Below are 19,127 nucleotides of genomic sequence, written 5' to 3' on the forward strand. Positions count from 1 at the left end.
CCCTGCAGAGGGATTCGCCTCAGTACAATTAAGCCTCTTCAAACTATATGCAAATATACGACTTTATGCAAACGAAACATGAAAAGAGGCGGCAAGCCTTGCACTTGACCGTCCCTTACTCATTATACACCTAATATTAGCCTACACTGCCATGGCAATTCTTATATTTTTTACCGCTGCCGCAAGGACATAACGTATTTCGCCCAACGTCATCCTTTTTACGGGCCGGAGCCTTTTTCACTTTGCCCCCGTCTTCTTCCTTCGGGTTCACCGCTTGTCCTTGTATGACTTCTTTCCGCTCTAGATTGTTGCGGATTTCAGCTTTCATGATGTATTTGGCGACTTCATCTTCCATAGAGGCTATCATCGCCTCAAACATGGCGAAGCCCTCTGATTGATATTCACGGAGCGGATCGATTTGGCCATAAGCACGAAGGTGAATCCCTTGGCGCAATTGCTCCATTGCATCGATATGATCCATCCATTTGCTATCTACCGCGCGAAGGACGATGACCTTTTCGAATTCACGCATTTGCTCTTCGGATAGCTCTTCTTCTTTTTGGTCATAGTCATTTTTCACTTTGGCTAAAATGAAATCAACCAATTCCGTTTCATTTTTCTCTTCTAAATCAGGTACGGAAATGGACCCCTCATCGAATAAGTTGCCGTTCAGGTAATCGACAAGGCCTTGCAGGTTCCAGCCTTCCTCATCACCCATTGGTGCAAATGCTGCCACATTGCGCTGGATGGAAGCCGCTATCATCGTTTCGACGATTTCGCGCAGGTTTTCGCTTTCCATCACATCGAAACGCTGCTTATAGATAATCTCCCGTTGCTGACGAAGAACATCATCATATTGCAGTAATTGCTTCCGGGAATCGAAGTTATTGCCTTCCACTCGTTTCTGTGCAGACTCGACGGCCCTCGTCACCATCTTGCTTTGAATCGGCTGGGTATCATCCATACCGAGTCGTGTCATCATGTTTTTCATGTTATCGGAGCCGAAACGGCGCATCAATTCATCTTCCATGGATAAATAGAATTGTGTGACCCCCGGATCTCCCTGACGGCCGGAACGACCACGCAGCTGGTTATCGATACGCCTGCTTTCATGACGCTCCGTTCCGATGACGGCAAGACCGCCGAGCTCCTTGACGCCTTCACCAAGCTTGATGTCCGTACCACGGCCAGCCATATTCGTAGCGATCGTAACGGAGCCTTGATTACCAGCATTGGCTATGATTTCCGCTTCGCGCTCATGATTCTTCGCATTCAAGACATCGTGCGGAATCCCCTTTTTGGATAAATAGGCTGAAATGACTTCGGATGTTTCAATGGCAACCGTTCCGACAAGCACAGGCTGCCCCTTTGCATGCCTTTCGGCGATGTCCTCGACAACAGCCCGGAATTTACCATCGGTTGACGCATAAATGAGATCGGCCCGGTCATCCCTGATGATATTCCGGTTTGTAGGGATCGCAATGACATGCATATTATAAATGTTGCGGAACTCCTCTTCTTCCGTTTTGGCAGTCCCGGTCATACCGGAAAGTTTTTCGTACATCCGGAAATAATTCTGGAACGTGATCGTCGCAAGAGTCATGCTTTCATTTTGGATTTCAAGACCCTCTTTCGCTTCGATGGCCTGGTGGAGGCCTTCACTGTAACGGCGGCCTTTCATCAAACGGCCAGTGAATTGGTCGACGATGACTATTTCGCCTTCCTGAACGACATAATCCACATCCAAATGCATCGAAACATGCGCCTTCAACGCCTGATTGATATGATGATTCAAAGTAACGTGGGTGATATCGAATAAATTATCGATATTGAACGCTTTTTCGGCTCTGTTCATGCCTTCTTCCGTCAGCTGTACACCCTTTGTCTTTTCATCATACGTATAATCCTTTTCTTTTTGCAGCGTTTTGACAAACGCATTGGCCTGGATATAAAGCTGGGCCGATTTTTGTGCCGAACCGGAAATGATCAACGGCGTTCTCGCCTCATCAATCAAAATGGAATCGACTTCATCGATTACAGCAAAATGCAAGGGCCGCTGGACCATTTGTTCTTTATATAACACCATGTTGTCACGCAGGTAATCGAAGCCTAACTCATTATTCGTGCTATAGGTAACATCGGCATTATACGCCTCTTGTTTTTCCTCTTTTGAATGGCTGTTCAGGTTCAAACCGACGGTCAAACCAAGGAAGTCAAACAATACCCCCATCTCGGAGGCATCACGGTGGGCCAAGTATTCATTGACTGTAACGACATGGACGCCCTTACCAGTAAGCGCGTTTAAATAAACCGGCATGGTCGATGTCAATGTTTTACCTTCCCCTGTCTTCATTTCCGAGATATTGCCGTCATGAAGTGAGGCCCCACCCATGATTTGAACACGGTAAGGATATAAGCCAAGGGCACGCTTCGCTCCTTCACGGGCAACAGCAAAAGCCTCGACGAGCAGATCATCGACGGTCTCCCCGTTTTGGTAGCGCTCTTTGAACTCGCCCGTTTTGGCACGAAGCTGCTCATCCGATAATGCGGCCGTCTCATCAGCCAGCGCTTCGACTTGGTCAGCAATCTTTTCCAGACGTTTAATTTCTCGCTTATTCGGATCAAAAACTTTATTTAATATATTAAGCATTCAATAACGCTCCTCTATTATGGTAATGATCGTTCCATGACAAAATTCATATAAGTAAGAAGAAATGCATCTTCTGTTATTCCTAATCCACGCTTAATTTTACCACTTCTATCCTAGAGGTACAACTTCATGTCACTTCCATGCCTATTGATCCGAATTCAATTCTTGCGAAAAACAATGGATAAATCATGAGTAAAACTGTTAAAATAGATGGAAGTATAAATAATTCATGGAAACTCCCCACTATTCCAAAAGCAAATGTGAATGATCCATAACCTTCCATCATTTGATGCTGCCAAGGTAATCCAACCAGATTTCATGTTTGAATTTTTTTAAAGGTGGGCTACTAACATTTTAAGTAGAAGATAAATAGAACATGTTTCGAGGTGGTATTATGATTGGTGAACGTGTAAAAAAACTGCGTGAAGAAAAAAAGATGTCGATGACTGAACTCGCCGACAAAGCCGGTGTGGCAAAGTCTTACTTAAGTTCGCTAGAGCGTAACTTGCAAACGAACCCTTCCATTCAATTTCTCGAAAAAATCTCCGCCGTGCTGAACATTCCTGTTGATGCCCTCCTTTACGATGCACCAAACAAGGAAACCTTGGACAATGACTGGATGAAAATCGTGGAGGAAGCCATGAATTCCGGCGTGTCGAAACAACAATTCAGGGAATTCATCGAATTCAATAAATGGAGAAAAGATAAAGAAGAGTAGAAGTTTAATAGTCTACCTACATAATCCTGGAGTAAACAGCTTGAAAATGCTGGACTTACAGAAATCCAATACGAATAATCACCCCTATAATCAGCCAGGTCAGCCTCTGTTTATAGGGGTGTGTTTGGTAATTAGCTTCGCTCGCTCTCCTCTAGCAAAACCTCAAGGCATTTCCGTTCAAAAAAAGCACTAATTTCCTCTTTTTTAAAACCTAAGCTCCGTGCTTCTGATATTAAATCCACCCATTCTTGATCGATTTCCATTTTAGCCACCTCTTCTACCTCCTAAAATACCTTTGTATTTCAGGCAGACCAGCCATCTTAGTCGAGCGGACCTTAGACCTGTGCCTTTGCGCCCTTATCTTTCAATAAGTTTGCCTTTGTCATGGTACTAATTACCAAATACATCGCTTATAAACATATTATATCGGATACTTGCATCACATATTGTTATATTATGTCGCCAAACTTACAAAATGCAAAAAAATTTATCCGACAAAATATTACAATATTAAGAAAATTCAAAAAAACGCTTTCCTTTTATCATTTTCTCCTTTTTACGTAATAGTAAATCGTGCTTTTCCCATTCAGTTTATGCTGCAGGTTCACCCTCTCCACCACTAGTGGATCCAAGGCTTTTTGCACAGTCAGGTCGTCACCGCAGGTCGGGCAAAGCCACTCTCCATATTCTGCACTGCTAAAAGAAGACCGATTGCATTTATGGCAATTCTTTTGATACAAAATATCCAGCCCCTTTGCACCTTAATCAATTCGTTTGTTATAAGTAACACTATGTTCTTTTTAAAGAACCAACAACTTGAGTATAGTACAAAGGGAAGATTCAATAGAATAGGTAATATTAACTATTTATCTTATTAAAGAACACGAATCGTTCTTTATAAAAAACCACCCAAAGCCTGACCGCAATCTTGTAGCATGCAAAAAAGCACAACCCAAATGCTGGGCTGTGCTTTAGTTCATAGATTAAGATTTAGCTAGGTTCAATCAAACCGTAGCGACCATCTTTACGACGGTATACCACGTTCGTTGTGTTAGTATCTGCATTCGTGTAAACGAAGAAGCTGTGACCAAGCATATTCATTTGCAAAATCGCTTCTTCACTGTCCATCGGCTTCAAATCGAAGCGCTTATTGCGGACCACTTCAACATCATTATCATCTTCGAATTCATCTACCACTTCGTCAACGTCCGTGTTGAAAGCGAATGCTTCCGGAGTCGTTGATAAGTTGTTTCTGAATTTACGATTGACCTTCGTTTTATGTTTACGAATTTGGCGTTCAAGCTTGTCATTGATCAAATCGATGGCAGCATACATATCCGCATTTTCCTCTTCAGCACGAAGAACCAAATTCTGCATAGGAATCGTCACTTCGACCTTGGATGTATTATTGTTAACTTTCAAATTAACTAACACATTTGCATCAGGTGTATTGTTAAAATATCGTTCTAACTTGCCAATTTTCTTTTCGACGTATTCTCGAATTGCTGGAGTTACCTCAATGTTTTCACCGCGTACGTTGTAATTCATAAAGTGAGTCCTCCTTAAATTAAGACTATAACAGTTAGATTCTACAATACCCCTCCGGTTCCCTTTGGAAACATATTATGAAATATGTCGAAATTATGAAACAACTGTCGGAAGGTTTGGAAAGGGTTGATGTCTACCCTACATTCATTATAACAAATGCCTGGCGATAAAGAAAAATTTAAGCTTTAATTATTTACAGAAAATTTAAATAAATGTAACATAATAGCCGTTTGGAAACCAAACGGCTGGGTTATCATTTTCTTTTATCGTAAAACATGCCATCGATTGATAGACTTTCATATGGGTTCATATATTTATTGGAGGAATTTTTCTTTTTGTTTATTTCCTGGATGTCCCGTTGTATTTCCTGCTTTTGAAGCTTCAGCAAGCTGTCTACCTGTTGATTGAGCAGCATCGTTCTGCGGCCTACCTGTTGTTCAGCAGCAGTGAAGGGCGGCTTGATTTGGGCAATGACTTCATCCCGCCGATCAATCAGCTCGGTGATCCTTTCTATTTTATCCTCACGTTCTGCAATCATCCGATCCTCCAGAACGGTAAGTAATTCGGCAGTCAAGTCGTGAAAAGCCTGAATCATTACACTTGCCCGCCTTGGCTGAATTGTTTTTTGCGGTTGATCTGAATGACTTCCTTCCACGTATTACGGAATTCAGTGACGAGTCCTTCCACCTCGTCCAAGGCAGCAACATCATTTTTCATATTCGCCTCTATCAGACGGCGATTCATGAAATCATACAGACTCATCATTTCCTTCGACACCTCGACATCCATGTTCAGCGTCACCATCAATTCATGGATGATGTTTTGCGCCTTGATGATGTTGGTATTCTTCGCTTCGATATTTCCTGCTTCAATCGCCTTCCGCCCAAGCATGATGAACTTCAGGCAGCCATTGTATAGCATTAATGTCAGCTCTCCCGGGGACGCTGTATTGACCGAATTTTGTTGATACGACTGATAGGGATTATTAATCGCCATATTTATCTTCCTCTCCCGATTGCCTTAACTAAAATAAGATGCTAACGATGAACTTTGGCTATTTGCCTTTTGAATCGCCTTTTCCATGGCCGTGAACTGGCTGTAATAGCGGGATTCCAATTTCGCTAACTTTGTTTCGAATGCCGAGATCCTCGTATCCAGCCCATTGACCATTTTCCCGATGGTAAAATTATTATTCACATATCCAGCCTTCCCGGCTTTTTCGGTGATGACCTTCATCGAAGATTGTATATCATCACGCAAACGGCGTGCCAGCCCCTTTTCACCTTTTTCCGCTCCATCAGCCATGAACATATTATAAACCGCATTGGGATCCTCGCTGATCGCTGCCCGAAGCTTGTCCTCATCAATCGTCAGTTTGCCGCCCTCCAAGTAATTCTTCGTCGTGGTAATGCCCAGGCTGCTGAGATTGTTTTTCCCAGTGATTCCGTCCACTGCGGTGTATAGGGAGGATCTCATCGTGGTTAAGAGGCTCTTAAGCGTCGAATCGCTTTTCAGTGTTCCGCTTTTTGCCTTCTCTTCCCAAAGCTTCACTTCATCTTCCGTCATTTCCTTCTTTTGCTCGGCAGTCAGCGGGGTGAAGGAGCGATATTTCGCTTCACCTGTTTTATCCTGTACCTTTTTAATGATTTCGTTGTATTTGTTCACGAACTGCGTGACCGTGTCCAGAATCGCATCCACATCGGCCGTTGAAGAGAATGAGACGGTATCCATCGTTTTCTGCTTTACCGTTATTTCCGCTCCATTGATGAGGAACGTATTCGAAGGGCGGGAAATGTCCAGGCCATTATACGTGATCGCTGCATTTTCCCCTTTTGTGCCGCCAGCTTCTTCATTGTTGCTGCTCAGTTTTAACGCAGCAAAAAAATCACCGGTTCCCCCTAGTTCAATTTCGGGACGATCTTTGACATCACCCGTATTTTTAGCGGTGATCGAAAAGTTTTGCGAATTTTGATCAAAAAATAGCGTGACACCCGAGTTCGCATTAATTTTATTGATGACGCTCTCCAACGTATCATCGGCATTGAGCGTAAGCGTGTATGGCTTTTCCTTGGTTACTCCATCCTTCACTTCCGTATTGAAAGCACCCTCTTTATTTGGAGCCAGTATCGTAATCTCCTGAGGTGCCGTAATGCCTAATTCCGACAGCTTCTTTTTCGCATCCGTAACAGCCGATTTTTCCGTACTGGCCATGGTTGCTGCCTTGGCAAGACTGTTCACCTTGATATTTCCTGTAAAGTCACTAGTCGAACTTACATTTTTCACCGATACCGCTTCTGGATTCGAAACCGATACCTTCTTTTTAACAAAGGATGATTGCTTTCCGATTCCATCACGGATGAGCGTATCCAATTCCGATAATGAAGTATTGATCGAGCGGTAATCATCGCGCTGCCATTCGGAGTACTGCTTTTTCTGTGTCAATTTATCCAAAGGCACCCGTTCCGCCTGCATCATGCTTTTAACTAATTCATCAATGTCCATTCCACTTGCCAAACCACTGATCCGTACCACAATACATCACCCACTTATATTTTTTCATCCACCATGATCCCGACAAACTCCGTCATTGCCGCATAGAAATCCAATAGCTTCTTAGGCGGGATCTCCCTGATCGTCTCATCCGTTACGTCATCCACTACCTTGACATAATACTCATTGAGCTTCTCATGATACTCAAAGCGGACCGCCGTATGTATCGGGTTGAGGAAGGTGTTTAAGCTCTCCACCACTTCCTGAACCTTTTCCTTCGTAGGCTGACTGCTTTCGGCGCTTTGTTCCGAATAGGCCAGCGTATTCATTTCACGCTGATAATAAGAACTGATTCCATCCGAGATGGCTGTTCTGAGTTGTGAGGAAAGAATATTCGTGGACAAACTCTCCAGCATCTTAATAGCCCCCAATATGATGTCTTTATTTTTTATATCGGTTCTGAAATTGAACTTTACAGTGTTCATACAAAGGTTTTATCATTATAAAGAGAACAAACATTCTGTTAATGGAGGAGATAACATTATAAAAAAGGAAATGGAAGAAGGGCTTTCATACTTTTATTAAGGAGGTGTCCATGATGATGCTTACTGAAATTCAAAGAAATGTATTATACGCCAGCATAATAAGTGACGGGGAAATCACGAAAATTTATAAAAATAGCAGGAGAAAGAACAATAGCTACCGAGAGCACTACGGTATATCTCAAGAAGAGTACCGAAAATGGAAAGTCGCCTTCTTTGATGGACTATTGTATATCACTCCGGCAAGCCAATGTGTACGTTCCGCATCTTTAGAATTATTCACTAATTTATTCCCTCATTTTTACAGAAAAGATGGAACTAAATATCTTCCTTTCACATTAATCAAAAATTGTCTATTACCCCATTTCATAGCTATTCTATACATGGATGATGGCTCTTTAAGTATTTCATTTAGGGTAAATCCTATTAAGAAAATTATTTACCTCACACCTCATATTTACCTATACCTTCAGTGTTATCGTAAGGACGAATTAGAGAAGTTAAAGGACCATATTTTTACCACCTATGAGTTATCTTTTAGACTGAGTGCTCGTAAGGATGGACATGGATTTATCCTAAAAACCACTTCTGTTAAGGAAACGTTTCGTTTCCTTGAACTAATCGAACCTGTGACTAAAACTTGTTCTTCTATGTTATACAAAACCTCTTGGGATTTTAGATATCAAAAAGAAATAATGAAATGGAAATCGAAGTATCCTGACTACACGGTTGTTACCAGCAGTTCCGATCGCTCTAAACCCTATTCTCCAGATGAAATCAAATTATTAAATCAACTCAAAGAAATTGGTTATTCGACAAATGAAATAGCAAAGGTGCTAAAAAGAAGTTATTGGTCCGTTACCTACAAATGGCAAGATATTAAAAAACGAAACTAACACCACTTCTTGATAGCATTCCGTGGAAAATGATAATATCTATCCGTTTGCTTTATAAAAAAAGAGACCCTAGCAAAACTAGGGTCTCTTTCAAGTTATTAACGTAGAAGTTGTAAAACGCCTTGTGGTTGTTGGTTCGCTTGCTTTGCGACTATGTCTTTCGAGCATAGAATAGACTATATCTTCACCCTTGTCTTATAAGGGGCTGGGCACTTCGAATGGCTGCTGCCACCCTACGGATTTCATGGTCATAGCTTTTTAGCCTTAGACTGTATATCCTAGTCGTTGAACCTTCTCCAGAGTTTCCTCAAAGGAGCTTGGCTGCTGATTGTCCATTGTGTCATCTCCATCATTTTCAGACCATCACGCTTACCGTTTCCAGTTACGTTGTGGTTGATGAAGCTTTAGGAAGTTCCAGCAATTCACCCAGTCATCCTTTTATCCATTACTGGATAAAACGCCCTTCAAATTTACCTTAGAAGTTGTAAAACTCCTTGAGGTGCGGAATTTGCTTGAGCCAACATTGCTTGTGATGCTTGAGCCAAGATGGAGTTTTTAGTTTGCTCCATCATCGTCTTAGCCATATCTGTGTCACGTACACGTGATTCAGCAGCCGTCAGGTTTTCAGAAGAAGTACCTAAGTTGTTGATCGTGTGCTCTAAACGGTTTTGGTTAGCACCTAATTTAGAACGTTCTGCTGATACTGTATTAATTGCGTCATTAATTTTTGTAATTGCTTCAGCAGCACTAGCATGTGTTCCCACATTCAATGCTTGCTCAGTTGTTACGTTATTAGTTCCGTCTGTCACTGCTAAATCTGCATTTCCAGTTCCTTTAGTAGAAATACCTAAAGCTTCTGCTCTCATATCTCCAATATCAAGAGTCAAACTTTGTTTTTCATTAGCTCCGATTTGGAATTTAAGACTCTTATCAGGGTCAGTATCCTTCCCAGCTGAGACTGTTGTTTGAGTTACATTAGTTGCACCTTTTTTAAAGTCTCCTGCAGTTACTGTATCAGGACCTGTTGCTTTAGCAGTAAGTGTAAGTGAGCCATCAGTATTTTCAGTAGCAGTATATTTATTAGTAGTATCAGCATTAACTTTTTTCACTAATCCAGTAATACCATTATCAGTAGTATCAGCTGTGTAAGATTTACCACCAATAGTCATTGATTCTGTATCCGCAAAACTAATATCACTTGATGCTAATTTGTGAACAGCTGCTTTAGCTACCCCATCTTTTTCACCATTTAAAAGTTTTTGTGTATTGAACTCAGTCGTGTTACCGATACGGTTGATTTCAGATGTTAAAGAATTGATTTCTTTTTGGATTTCGCCGCGGTCGTTTGTTGTATTTGTATCTGTTGCTGCTTGAGTAGCAAGTTCACGCATGCGTTGAAGGATGTCAGTCGTTTCGTTCAAGGCACCTTCAGCCGTTTGGATAAGAGAAATAGCATCTTGTGAGTTACGGGAAGCTTGATCCAATCCGCGGATTTGTCCACGCATTTTTTCAGAGATTGCTAGACCAGCTGCATCGTCACCAGCACGGTTGATACGCATACCTGAAGCCAGTTTCTCCATTGATTTGGATTGAGCGTTTGTTGCACTTGATAATTGACGGTGTGTGTTAAGAGCTGAGATATTGTGATTGATGATCATTTATGTTTCCTCCTTGAGTTTTAAGTTCCCACATCCATGTGGTTCATCACGGTGGGCAGTGAATAAGTCGGCCGCCTATATCACTGCCCATCGTTGTATAGTTAATATCGACATGCTCGGAAACATATTTAGCGGATTTTACGATTTTTTCTTGAAATAGTCATTTATGTTTTGCAGAAGATGTGATTCCGTTTGGGTGGCTTCACTATTTTCCTGCTGGATCGATAGATAGATTTCCTTTCTATGGATCTCGACGTTTTTCGGGGCATTGATCCCGAGCTTGATCTGTTCTCCCTCAATCGAGAGGATCGTGATTTCGATATCATCGCCGATCATGATCGCTTCATTCGGTTTTCTGGTCAATACGAGCATCATTTCGCCCCCTGTTCTGTGGGGGTTTCGATCAGCCTATGTTTTGTGCGGTAATCACTGCCATTCATGATGATTTGCTTACCCAATTTCTTTGAGCCATTTATGATGACGGGGGCCTGAAGGTTCGCTGTCGTTTCATTGAAGGGATCCGAAATCGTCAAGATCGCGTACGTAAGGACATCCTGCTCCGTTTCTATTTGTAAAAGCTCGAGCACTTCATCCGTAAGCTTCACTTCGTAATCACGAAATACATCAAAAGGGTTCGTCACAATGAAGGCAACCTCTTTTGTTTTTGTCGATTGCAGGACGAAAAAGGGTGTATCATCCAATGTAAGCAGGCAAAACTGTTTTTCCTCCAAAAAGCCCGGCAGCCCGCTTTCGAATCGATAGATTTCATTCGCCATTAATTCAATTTCGCCATGAAATTTGGTTTGTACATTCATCTCCGTTTTCACTCACCTGACTCATCGGGATATACATTAATGAAATTGATATCCAACGTATTTTTTTGTAAAATCTCCACATCCACACTGCCTGGTGTGTAAGTATGTTCCGGCCTGTTGATCTGGGCATCAATGATCGGCTTCTGGGCGGTCGCTTCGATCTCCACTTGTGCCGGATCGTAGTCAAGTTGCACGCTAAAATAGGAGGGAATCCAGCCAAGATTGAATTGCTTTTCGGCCCCTTTGCTGTTTTGCTTGGCCTGATCGGCGAGCGGACTGCCGCCTCTTTCAATGTGCCTCAGCTCCGTCCCCTGCTGCGAACGCCGAGCCATGCCTGCTAGCCAATCCTGGTACCCTTGCTGGGCGAATTCCTCCACTCGTTTGGAGAGGCTTTTCAAGTCCATATCCTCCCTGGCCTTTGTCTGATCGATCGTCAGCTTGCCTGGGGTCGTATGGATTTCCAAAATGGCCTGCGGCTGTTCGATTCGTTGAACCGCCGCCTTTTGTTCGATTTGCTGTACTGGCTGTTCGATATCCAACCCGATCTTCATTGGGGCGGATTGCAATCTAATTTGCGGAATATGCATCATCATCACTCCTTATAGAAAAAAGCTATCCATTTAAGAATAGCTTAGCGAAGAAAATCCAATAAACTCGGTTGCATGATTTTCGCCCCGATACTTAAAGCGGCACTATGGACGCTTTCCTGGGTCGTCAAATCCATGATCGCTTTTTCGATATCGACATCCTCATTTTTTGAGAGGATCGAGGTGGCAAAAACCTCCTGCTGCTTAAGACGGTCCGTCATCAGCTCAATCCGGTTTTGCCTGGCGCCGACCTGGGCCTGCAGGCCTAAGAAGGTATTGATCGTTGCATCAAGCCCGCCAAGCGTCCCCGTCACATCTCCGCCGCTTTCCAGTGCAGCGATCGTTTTATCGATGCTCCCGCCATTTGCGAGTGCTTCTCCAAAAACCTTCGAGCCGTCCGTGTTGATTTTCAACGAAATCCCGGAAAACACCTCAAGGTTTATGTCCCCTTTGCCATATACGATATTCCCATTCGCGTCTTTAACGGATGAAGGCTTCACATTCGTATCCTGACCGTTGAAAATATACTTCCCGCCGATCTGTGTGTCTCCGAGTGTGATGAGATGTTCCTTCAATTGCTTGATTTCCTCGGCAACGTTCTTCAGTTGATCGCCTTCATACGTGCCATTGCTTCCTTGAACCGTTATCTCCCGAATCCGCTGCATCGCGGAAACGGCTTCAGAAATGGTATCATCCGTACTGTCGATCCAATTTGTCGCCTCGGAAATATTGCTCTGATACTGTCCGATTTGATTCAAATTGGTCCGGTATCCCATGCCCATCATGGCCGCAACGGGATCGTCGGATGGTTTGGAGAATTTTTTTTGAGAGGAAACCTGCTCTTGCAGCTTGGCCATCTTTTCGTAGCTGCCGCTTAAGTTGGTTAACATATTATTGGTTAGCATCGATTGCGTTACCCGCATGTTCATTCACTCCTTTCATCGGCCTACCGTGCCCATTCCGTTGATGATCTTATCGAGCATTTCGTCCATCATCGTCATCATCCTTGCAGAAGCGTTGTATGCCTGCTGGAATTTGATCATGTCCGTCATTTCTTCATCAAGCGATACGGAGCTGACGGAATCCCTATTTTGATTGACGGAAGTGGCAAGCACAACCGAGTTGGATAGGTTCTTTTGGGCGCTTTGGGAATCGACCCCAAGCTTGCCGATGATACCGGCATAATATGTGTCGAAGCTTCCCGTCAATTCTTTTGAATTTTGGTCCTTCGTCGAATACTCACTAAACGCCTTTTTCTTCAGGTCCGCCAGCAGTTTAGCATTTTCATTGTCGCCGGATGCTCCGCCGCTTTTACCGCCTGCGGCAATTTTCGACGGGTCTTTTATGATTTCGCCATTCACCTTGATGCTTTGGGCAGCGCTCTTACCTGGTTCGATCTCGAAGAAGTTCAGGACTGATTGGTTGCCGTCGCCCAATGCATACCCTTGTTTGTGGATGGCATTGAACTCGTTCACGAAGGCAGCCGTCATATTATCGAGCTTTTTCAGCATATCCGGATAAGCTCCGCCGATCGTGCCATCAGCCTTTTTGTAACCAAAGCTGTTGATCAAGCCCGACAGTTCTCCTGAAAACTTGTAGTCCGTCAATGTTTTTGACCCGACTTTCACTCCATCGACCATGCCTGTCGTTTTGTCATAGCCGACTTCGACTTTCGACGTTCCCACCATCCCCGTTTGATTAACGCTGATCAAATTGATAGGGGGCTTATAGGAAGAACCGTCCTCCTGCATCAATTCGATATTGTACAGTCCTGTCGCTACATCGCTGGCCCTGCCATAATCCGTCGGAATGACGTTTTGCACTTTTATGCTGACAAGCTGCGAGAGATTATCGACCAGAACGTCACGTTTATCATACAAGTCATTGGGGATATAGCCATGCGGCTCGACCTTGCTGATTTGTTGGTTAAGCTGATCGATGCTGCTGATGAGCGTATTGATTTCGTTCGCTTTGACGTTGATCTGATTCCCGATATCCGTTTGGACGCTGGTTAGCGAGTTATAGTAGTAGTTCAAGGTATCTGCGACCATGACGCCTGTCGAGGCAACGACTTCACGCGCTCCTGAGTTTTCCGTGTTCGCCGTCAGCCCTTGCAGTGAATTCCAGAACTTCTCCATCGTGGCAGCCAATCCGCTGTCGGTAGGTTCGTTCATGACCCCCTCCATTTTGGTCAAGGATTCGCTCATCGCCCCGTAATATCCGATTTTATTGCTTTGTGTCCGATACTGAGCGTCGAGGAAGCTATCGCGGATACGCTGCACCGTTTCAGCCGCTACGCCCGTCCCGATTTGGCCTGCCACCCGCGGGCTGTTCATCCCGACAGTGGGGAAGCCCGGCGTCTGGACGAGGTTGACCCTTTGCCTTGAATACCCTAATGTATTGGCATTGGCTACGTTATTTCCTGTTGTGTACAAGGCTCCTTGTGAGGTAGATAATCCACGCTTGGCCGTCTCAAGACCCATAAAGGTTGAAATCATTTACTCATGCCTCCTTTTCTTCCATTTCCTAAGCTTTTGAATCAAACATCGCCATGCCGCTTTTGGCAGGTTTTTTAACCGGGTTGCCGTAATTAAGGTTTTGATTCCGAGGCCTGAACATATCCAAAGAGACGTTGATGAATTGAAGCGACTGATAGATCAATTGCTGATTTAAACTGTTCCGCTCCTTCAGCTTAGCCACTTCTTCAATCAATTCCCCCTTTAGCCGGGCAAGCTTTTCCGTTTCGATCGGGCCTGTCAGTTCGGTTACGGTGTGGATGGAGGCAGGCTGCCCCGCTTTTCCACTTGCATGAAGAAATTCCGCGACAGCCCCTTCTCTATCCTTATCCGTTTGACTGATCGCTTTCATATGCTTTTGTTCCTGAATCAGCAGTTCCGTTATCGCTTCGGTATCATTCGCTTTCAAAAGGTCCGTTTTTCTTATCGCCAATTGATTGAAGCTTTTATGGAGCTTGATCAATTTTTCAAGCGACTCGATGATGTTCCGTACAGACATTTTGCTGCCTCCTCTCCTCATGAATGAGGGACGGAAATTGATGCCTTCCGTCCAATGCAATCATCTTTTAAACATCATTTCCGGTAAAAATCGATCAGACCTTTAGCCGTCGCTTGCGCATTCAATTTATAAGTTCCATTCTCCACTTGCTTCTTCAGTTCATCCACTTTTGCTTGTCTTGCAGCAGGAATCGGAGATAATTGCTGCATTTCTTTTGCCGCTGAGGAAATTTCGACTTTATCCTTGGCATTCGCCTTGGATTCCTTGATATTACCTGCTTTATTGGCTTGAAGATTATACGGGTTAACACCTGTCACACCGACGTTATTGATTTTCATATTCCAGATCCTCTCCTTCGGTCGATTTTTCCATCCCAAATTACGATTTCCCAGACAGGCCATTGAAGTGGCTATGGACCGCATCATTCTCCCTATCATTATTATCGACAAGGATTGGATATCTTTTATGGTTTCCTGTTATCTTTCGTCCGACATCTATTGTCGAAAATTGTTCTCAATATCGAATATTTTAGCAAATCATGCAGCATGTTTCCATGAATTACCCTTTTTGATCATCCTTCATGTAATAAGTATTTTTTTTCTCATTCCCGAAGGCCTTGCGCCTTTCTTCATCTTCGAATTCCTGCAAATCCGTACGCAGGGAATCGCTGCAATTGCCGCATAGCCTTCCGCTCTTGATAGGGGTGCCGCACTTTTCACAGGGAATCCCTAAATTAGGGAACTGCGAAATCCTTAGCTTACCTGTTTTCACGAATTTAATGATGAGCATTTCTTCCACACCAGTATCGTTTACCACTTGCATCATGGAGGCCGTTCGATTTATTTTCTTGCGAATATAGGCATACACTTTATCATAGTTAGCTTCTTCCTCTTTATGGCAGGCATCGCAAACATCACGGAATTTAGTCATAACGAATAACGAATTACAGCTTGGACAGTTGGATATATCCATCAAGGTCCCTCCTTCACCATCACACCGATTATTGATTTGTACTGTATATATCGAATAATACGTACGATACTTTAGGATGTTCCTTAAATTTGTGCTATTTCACCTACTCAAAGTGATCGATGATACGGCTTTCGACCCAGCGTTTTTCAAGGCTTTGGCAGCCTGCCTGAGTGTTGTGCCGGTTGTGTAAATGTCATCGATGACCAAAATCGATCGATCCCGCAGCAATTCCTCATTGATGACCTGGAAAACCTGCGGCAGCGTGATTCTTTCATGTCTTGATTTTTTTGATTGTTTTTCCGTATCGATCCGAGTCAGTACCTCGACCGTACGAATGCCAATAACATCCGCCAAAGCCTGTGCCTGGTTGAACCCCCGCTCCCTAAGCCGTTCAGCACTTAGCGGGATGCACGTTACAAGGTCATGCTCCATGTCCTGCAGCACCTCCCTCAAATAGGGAACGAAAATCGCTGCCAATGCATAATCCCCGCGGTACTTATATTTGGCGATGATTTCTTTCAGGTGTTCATTATAGTGAAAAAGCGATATATTCTTGGACAAATAGCCGGACCACTCCTTATCCCTTTCCCACCTTGAGCAATCGAAGCAGGTGCCTCCACTGCTGTAATGGCCGGCCAGCCCCCTTGAACACAATGAACATCTCTCCCCGGTTATCTTATCCAGTTTCGCCTCGCATCCTTTGCAGATCGCCTTGGCCTCGCCCCGCTTAAGCAATGTTCCCCATGTCAGGGCCTCCTTCATGACTTCATCACAAACCAGGCATCTACGCATCGAGCAACCCCCTTTTCAGGGCAGCCTCATTCATCATTCGGATGTGATGGATCGCCTCGATCATCGCTTTACTTTTACCATAGTGAAAAAAAGTGATCGTGCCGCAAGGGTGGGCCAAGCTTCTTCCAACCCGGCCGGCAATCTGGACGAGGGCGCTTTCTGAAAACACTTCATGCTCCGAGCCGATTACGGCTACCTCCAGGCGTTCGATTGTGACGCCGCGTTCCAGGATGGTCGTGGTCAATAACCCAGGAACCTCCCCTTTCCTTAATGCCAACACCCTTTCCTTTCGCTCTGGATGCTGTGAGTGGACGATTTTCAAGGTAGGAGACAATGTTTGAAACAGCGGCATGACCTGCTCCAGCACTTGTATACTTGGAAAAAACAAGAGGAAGGGGATGTTTTGCCTCAGACGTTCACTTACCCACCTGCTAATTACGGGGGGCATCTTTTTATCAAGAAACTTTTTTCTCCAGTTCCCGCACCACTTTATTTCCGGGACAGGAATTGGCTGACGATGGTAACGGGCCGGGATGGTCACGGCTTTCAATTTACCGCTTCGATACAATCGCTGCATACGCTTCGAGGGCGTGGCGGTCAGGTAGATGGTTGCGGCAGAGGATTTTTTCGCCTTATTGACCGCATATTGCAGGGAATCATCCGCGGAGTAGGGAAACGCATCGACCTCATCGACGATGATCACGTCAAAGGCTTCAATGAAACGAAAAAGCTGATGAGTCGTGGAGATAATAAGCTGTGAGGATTTATGCCGCTCTGCACTGCCTCCATAAAGGGCGGCGACATCGATTTTCGGAAAGGCCTTTTTCAGTCTTGGTGAAAGCTCGAGAACGACATCTGTCCGCGGTGTTGCCAGGCAGATTCGTTTCCCTGCAAGCAGGGCTGTCTTGATGGCTGGAAATAAGACCTCCGTCTTGCCGGCACCGCAGACGGCCCATACCAGGAGCTCCTCCTTTTCATTCACCGCGCCGACTGCACGTTGCGAGGCCGTTTTCTGCCCGTCAGATAGCTTGCCGTCCCAACACATGACAGGGTCAGGAATGGCATACAACAAGCCGGGGCCAATCCATTGATACAATCTTGCGCATTCGCTGACACGCCCCATCATGATGCAAGAGCGGCAGTAAGCGCAGTCTCGATTGCAGACCTTACACGGGATGGTATGAAACATGGCTTGATCTTTGTTGCCGCAGCGCAGACAGGTAAACTTACCGTTTCCGGATTGCACGCCGCTTGTATGCGAGATATGCCCATTTTTGAGATGCTCTACGATCATTGCTTCGGAAAAGGGGATTTCGGAGGACAGCAGGTGCCTTCCAGAGAGATGGTTCTGAAGTTCGGGAGAAAAAGGCCGGGGAATGCTTGAGTGTTTCAATTTGCACCCTTCTTTCGTCATGGATTTACTCTCCCTATCATTCGATATAAGCCATACCGTTTCCTGTCTCTCCATAAAAAAAACGCCTCCCAATTCGGGGAGGACGCCGTTGTTCATACTTTATACCAGCCCATTCCCATCGAGCCTTCACCAAGATGGGTTCCAATCACAGGACCGAAATAGCTGATGTCAAATTCCACATTCGGGAATCGTGCTTCAAGCTCGGTTTTCCAGTCTTTGGCTTCGGCTTCCCGCCTTGCATGAATGATGACGGCTTTATACTTCGCACCGCTTGCCGCATCTTCTCCAAGTAAATCGGCAATCCGCTTCATCGCTTTTTTCCTTGTGCGGATTTTTTCGAACGGGACGATGACCTTCTCCACGAAATGGAGGACCGGCTTCACTTGAAGCAGGCTGCCGATCAAAGCCTGGGCACTGCTTAACCGTCCCCCACGCTGTAAGTGGGATAGATCGTCCGCCATGAAGTATGCCTTAACGGACGGTTTCATTTCTTCGAGCCTGGCCATGATCTCTCCTGCACCTTTCCCCTCAAGGGCCATCTTTGCCGCCTCCAGAACATAAAATCCCTGGACGCTACAGCTGATCTCCGAATCAAAGGCATGAACATTAATTCCCTCGACCATCTCCCCGGCTGATACTGCGCCTTGATACGTGCCGCTGATGCCACTCGATAAATGAATCGAAATGACATCATCATATTCCTTTTCCAGCTCCTCAAACTTTTCGACGAACAGTCCGATCGGAGGCTGTGAAGTCGTCGGCAATTTCTCCTGCCTCTTCACTTCCTCGTAAAACTCATCCGCAGTAATATCGACTTCTTCCCGGTAAGCTTCATTGGAGAAAATGACGTTAAGCGGCATCATATGTATATGTAAACGTTCACGCGTTTCCTTAGGTATATATGCAGTGCTATCTGTTACGACTGCCGTTTTCATAATGAGTACCATCCTTATAAAAATTTGCTCTTTTTGTTCATATTCAACATTTTAGCTGAAAATGCCTCCATTTGCATTAAAGAGCTTTTCCAATA

23 protein-coding genes and 1 riboswitch are annotated in these 19,127 nt (G+C 44.5%); of the genes, 3 read left to right on the forward strand and 20 right to left on the reverse strand.

The genetic code is table 11. The annotated features are described in order from the left end of the window. Positions 1-136 precede the first annotated feature (136 nt). Positions 137-2,650 carry a preprotein translocase subunit SecA gene (secA, locus tag AS888_RS05595; RefSeq protein ID WP_061141194.1) on the reverse strand — a complete coding sequence of 838 codons (2,514 nt, stop codon included), beginning with the start codon at positions 2,648-2,650 and terminating at the stop codon, positions 137-139. Between the two features lie 394 nt (positions 2,651-3,044). Here secA and AS888_RS05600 point away from each other — a divergent pair, with 394 nt between their 5' ends. Further along, positions 3,045-3,368: a helix-turn-helix domain-containing protein gene (locus AS888_RS05600; RefSeq protein ID WP_061141195.1), complete on the forward strand. Its 324-nt coding sequence runs from the start codon at positions 3,045-3,047 to the stop codon at positions 3,366-3,368. A 131-nt stretch (positions 3,369-3,499) separates the two neighbouring features. On the opposite strand, the gene sinI is transcribed toward AS888_RS05600, so the two are convergent. From sinI to flaG, 7 genes are all read right to left on the reverse strand, one after another. Continuing rightward, positions 3,500-3,631, reverse strand: coding sequence for a DNA-binding anti-repressor SinI (gene sinI / locus AS888_RS24905; protein ID WP_155645427.1), 132 nt, complete (start codon positions 3,629-3,631; stop codon positions 3,500-3,502). A gap of 39 nt (positions 3,632-3,670) precedes the next feature. Next, a riboswitch (cyclic di-GMP riboswitch) is annotated at positions 3,671-3,756 on the reverse strand. A 154-nt stretch (positions 3,757-3,910) separates the two neighbouring features. Then, a complete protein-coding gene (locus tag AS888_RS25525) occupies positions 3,911-4,108 on the reverse strand; it encodes a hypothetical protein (RefSeq protein WP_155645395.1) in 198 nt (65 codons plus the stop codon). A 250-nt stretch (positions 4,109-4,358) separates the two neighbouring features. Further along, positions 4,359-4,916: a ribosome hibernation-promoting factor, HPF/YfiA family gene (hpf, locus tag AS888_RS05605; RefSeq protein WP_061141196.1), complete on the reverse strand. Its 558-nt coding sequence runs from the start codon at positions 4,914-4,916 to the stop codon at positions 4,359-4,361. 253 nt (positions 4,917-5,169) lie between these two features. Beyond that, positions 5,170-5,511, reverse strand: a complete 342-nt coding sequence (fliT, locus tag AS888_RS05610; protein WP_061141197.1) for a flagellar protein FliT — start codon at positions 5,509-5,511, stop codon at positions 5,170-5,172. Further along, complete coding sequence (gene fliS / locus AS888_RS05615; protein ID WP_061141198.1) at positions 5,511-5,912, reverse strand: flagellar export chaperone FliS; 402 nt, start codon at positions 5,910-5,912, stop codon at positions 5,511-5,513. The genes fliT and fliS overlap by 1 nt, the downstream gene beginning before the upstream one ends. Before the next feature lie 24 nt (positions 5,913-5,936). Beyond that, positions 5,937-7,448, reverse strand: a complete 1,512-nt coding sequence (locus AS888_RS05620; protein WP_081092326.1) for a flagellar hook-associated protein 2 — start codon at positions 7,446-7,448, stop codon at positions 5,937-5,939. Between the two features lie 14 nt (positions 7,449-7,462). Further along, a complete protein-coding gene (gene flaG / locus AS888_RS05625) occupies positions 7,463-7,822 on the reverse strand; it encodes a flagellar protein FlaG (protein WP_061141199.1) in 360 nt (119 codons plus the stop codon). Between the two features lie 185 nt (positions 7,823-8,007). Here flaG and AS888_RS05630 point away from each other — a divergent pair, with 185 nt between their 5' ends. Beyond that, positions 8,008-8,844 carry a DNA endonuclease gene (locus AS888_RS05630; protein WP_260320125.1) on the forward strand — a complete coding sequence of 279 codons (837 nt, stop codon included), beginning with the start codon at positions 8,008-8,010 and terminating at the stop codon, positions 8,842-8,844. 470 nt (positions 8,845-9,314) lie between these two features. Here the strand turns inward: AS888_RS05630 and AS888_RS05635 are convergent, their stop codons facing one another. From AS888_RS05635 to AS888_RS05685, 11 genes are all read right to left on the reverse strand, one after another. Beyond that, positions 9,315-10,502: a flagellin N-terminal helical domain-containing protein gene (locus AS888_RS05635; RefSeq protein WP_061141201.1), complete on the reverse strand. Its 1,188-nt coding sequence runs from the start codon at positions 10,500-10,502 to the stop codon at positions 9,315-9,317. A 138-nt stretch (positions 10,503-10,640) separates the two neighbouring features. After that, entirely contained in the window at positions 10,641-10,874 is a 234-nt protein-coding gene (csrA, locus tag AS888_RS05640) for a carbon storage regulator CsrA (RefSeq protein WP_061141202.1), read from the reverse strand. Next, entirely contained in the window at positions 10,874-11,317 is a 444-nt protein-coding gene (fliW, locus tag AS888_RS05645; RefSeq protein WP_061141799.1) for a flagellar assembly protein FliW, read from the reverse strand. The genes csrA and fliW overlap by 1 nt, the downstream gene beginning before the upstream one ends. 8 nt (positions 11,318-11,325) lie before the next feature. Further along, positions 11,326-11,904, reverse strand: coding sequence for a DUF6470 family protein (locus tag AS888_RS05650; RefSeq protein WP_061141203.1), 579 nt, complete (start codon positions 11,902-11,904; stop codon positions 11,326-11,328). Between the two features lie 44 nt (positions 11,905-11,948). Further along, the gene (gene flgL, locus AS888_RS05655) at positions 11,949-12,827 is read right to left on the reverse strand and encodes a flagellar hook-associated protein FlgL (RefSeq protein WP_061141204.1); all 879 of its coding nucleotides are present in this window, start codon (positions 12,825-12,827) and stop codon (positions 11,949-11,951) included. Positions 12,828-12,842: 15 nt separating this feature from the next. After that, on the reverse strand, positions 12,843-14,402 hold the full coding sequence (gene flgK / locus AS888_RS05660; protein ID WP_061141205.1) for a flagellar hook-associated protein FlgK: 1,560 nt from the start codon (positions 14,400-14,402) through the stop codon (positions 12,843-12,845). A gap of 28 nt (positions 14,403-14,430) precedes the next feature. Then, positions 14,431-14,919 (reverse strand): flagellar protein FlgN, encoded by a 489-nt coding sequence (locus AS888_RS05665; RefSeq protein ID WP_061141206.1) that lies wholly within the window; start codon positions 14,917-14,919, stop codon positions 14,431-14,433. Positions 14,920-14,993: 74 nt separating this feature from the next. Further along, complete coding sequence (flgM, locus tag AS888_RS05670; protein ID WP_061141207.1) at positions 14,994-15,257, reverse strand: flagellar biosynthesis anti-sigma factor FlgM; 264 nt, start codon at positions 15,255-15,257, stop codon at positions 14,994-14,996. A 220-nt stretch (positions 15,258-15,477) separates the two neighbouring features. After that, complete coding sequence (locus AS888_RS05675; protein ID WP_061141208.1) at positions 15,478-15,891, reverse strand: TIGR03826 family flagellar region protein; 414 nt, start codon at positions 15,889-15,891, stop codon at positions 15,478-15,480. A gap of 99 nt (positions 15,892-15,990) precedes the next feature. Beyond that, positions 15,991-16,683, reverse strand: a complete 693-nt coding sequence (locus tag AS888_RS05680; RefSeq protein WP_061141209.1) for a ComF family protein — start codon at positions 16,681-16,683, stop codon at positions 15,991-15,993. Continuing rightward, positions 16,676-17,779, reverse strand: coding sequence for an ATP-dependent helicase ComFA (locus AS888_RS05685; protein WP_260320126.1), 1,104 nt, complete (start codon positions 17,777-17,779; stop codon positions 16,676-16,678). The genes AS888_RS05680 and AS888_RS05685 overlap by 8 nt, the downstream gene beginning before the upstream one ends. On the opposite strand from AS888_RS05685, the gene AS888_RS26685 reads away from it, so the two are divergent. Then, positions 17,771-18,067: a hypothetical protein gene (locus tag AS888_RS26685; RefSeq protein ID WP_260320127.1), complete on the forward strand. Its 297-nt coding sequence runs from the start codon at positions 17,771-17,773 to the stop codon at positions 18,065-18,067. The genes AS888_RS05685 and AS888_RS26685 overlap by 9 nt on opposite strands. Before the next feature lie 122 nt (positions 18,068-18,189). On the opposite strand, the gene AS888_RS05690 is transcribed toward AS888_RS26685, so the two are convergent. After that, on the reverse strand, positions 18,190-19,032 hold the full coding sequence (locus AS888_RS05690) for a DegV family protein (RefSeq protein WP_061141210.1): 843 nt from the start codon (positions 19,030-19,032) through the stop codon (positions 18,190-18,192). Between the last annotated feature and the right edge of the window lie 95 nt (positions 19,033-19,127).

It is taken from the genome of Peribacillus simplex, assembly GCF_001542915.1.
Classification (GTDB): domain Bacteria; phylum Bacillota; class Bacilli; order Bacillales; family DSM-1321; genus Peribacillus; species Peribacillus simplex_B.

What these genes read in the sequence shown, in the direction of transcription:
- flgM (WP_061141207.1), bottom strand. Translation starts at nt 15,257, where the DNA reads ATGAAAATCAATAACGTCGGTGTGACAGGTGTTAACCCGTATAATCTT.
- flgL (WP_061141204.1), bottom strand. Translation starts at nt 12,827, where the DNA reads ATGCGGGTAACGCAATCGATGCTAACCAATAATATGTTAACCAACTTA.
- AS888_RS05600 (WP_061141195.1), top strand. Translation starts at nt 3,045, where the DNA reads ATGATTGGTGAACGTGTAAAAAAACTGCGTGAAGAAAAAAAGATGTCG.
- AS888_RS05680 (WP_061141209.1), bottom strand. Translation starts at nt 16,683, where the DNA reads ATGCGTAGATGCCTGGTTTGTGATGAAGTCATGAAGGAGGCCCTGACA.
- fliT (WP_061141197.1), bottom strand. Translation starts at nt 5,511, where the DNA reads ATGATTCAGGCTTTTCACGACTTGACTGCCGAATTACTTACCGTTCTG.
- AS888_RS05650 (WP_061141203.1), bottom strand. Translation starts at nt 11,904, where the DNA reads ATGCATATTCCGCAAATTAGATTGCAATCCGCCCCAATGAAGATCGGG.
- fliW (WP_061141799.1), bottom strand. Translation starts at nt 11,317, where the DNA reads ATGAATGTACAAACCAAATTTCATGGCGAAATTGAATTAATGGCGAAT.
- AS888_RS05675 (WP_061141208.1), bottom strand. Translation starts at nt 15,891, where the DNA reads ATGGATATATCCAACTGTCCAAGCTGTAATTCGTTATTCGTTATGACT.
- AS888_RS05665 (WP_061141206.1), bottom strand. Translation starts at nt 14,919, where the DNA reads ATGTCTGTACGGAACATCATCGAGTCGCTTGAAAAATTGATCAAGCTC.
- secA (WP_061141194.1), bottom strand. Translation starts at nt 2,650, where the DNA reads ATGCTTAATATATTAAATAAAGTTTTTGATCCGAATAAGCGAGAAATT.
- AS888_RS05690 (WP_061141210.1), bottom strand. Translation starts at nt 19,032, where the DNA reads ATGAAAACGGCAGTCGTAACAGATAGCACTGCATATATACCTAAGGAA.
- sinI (WP_155645427.1), bottom strand. Translation starts at nt 3,631, where the DNA reads ATGGAAATCGATCAAGAATGGGTGGATTTAATATCAGAAGCACGGAGC.
- AS888_RS05630 (WP_260320125.1), top strand. Translation starts at nt 8,008, where the DNA reads ATGCTTACTGAAATTCAAAGAAATGTATTATACGCCAGCATAATAAGT.
- csrA (WP_061141202.1), bottom strand. Translation starts at nt 10,874, where the DNA reads ATGCTCGTATTGACCAGAAAACCGAATGAAGCGATCATGATCGGCGAT.
- flaG (WP_061141199.1), bottom strand. Translation starts at nt 7,822, where the DNA reads ATGCTGGAGAGTTTGTCCACGAATATTCTTTCCTCACAACTCAGAACA.
- hpf (WP_061141196.1), bottom strand. Translation starts at nt 4,916, where the DNA reads ATGAATTACAACGTACGCGGTGAAAACATTGAGGTAACTCCAGCAATT.
- flgK (WP_061141205.1), bottom strand. Translation starts at nt 14,402, where the DNA reads ATGATTTCAACCTTTATGGGTCTTGAGACGGCCAAGCGTGGATTATCT.
- AS888_RS05635 (WP_061141201.1), bottom strand. Translation starts at nt 10,502, where the DNA reads ATGATCATCAATCACAATATCTCAGCTCTTAACACACACCGTCAATTA.
- fliS (WP_061141198.1), bottom strand. Translation starts at nt 5,912, where the DNA reads ATGGCGATTAATAATCCCTATCAGTCGTATCAACAAAATTCGGTCAAT.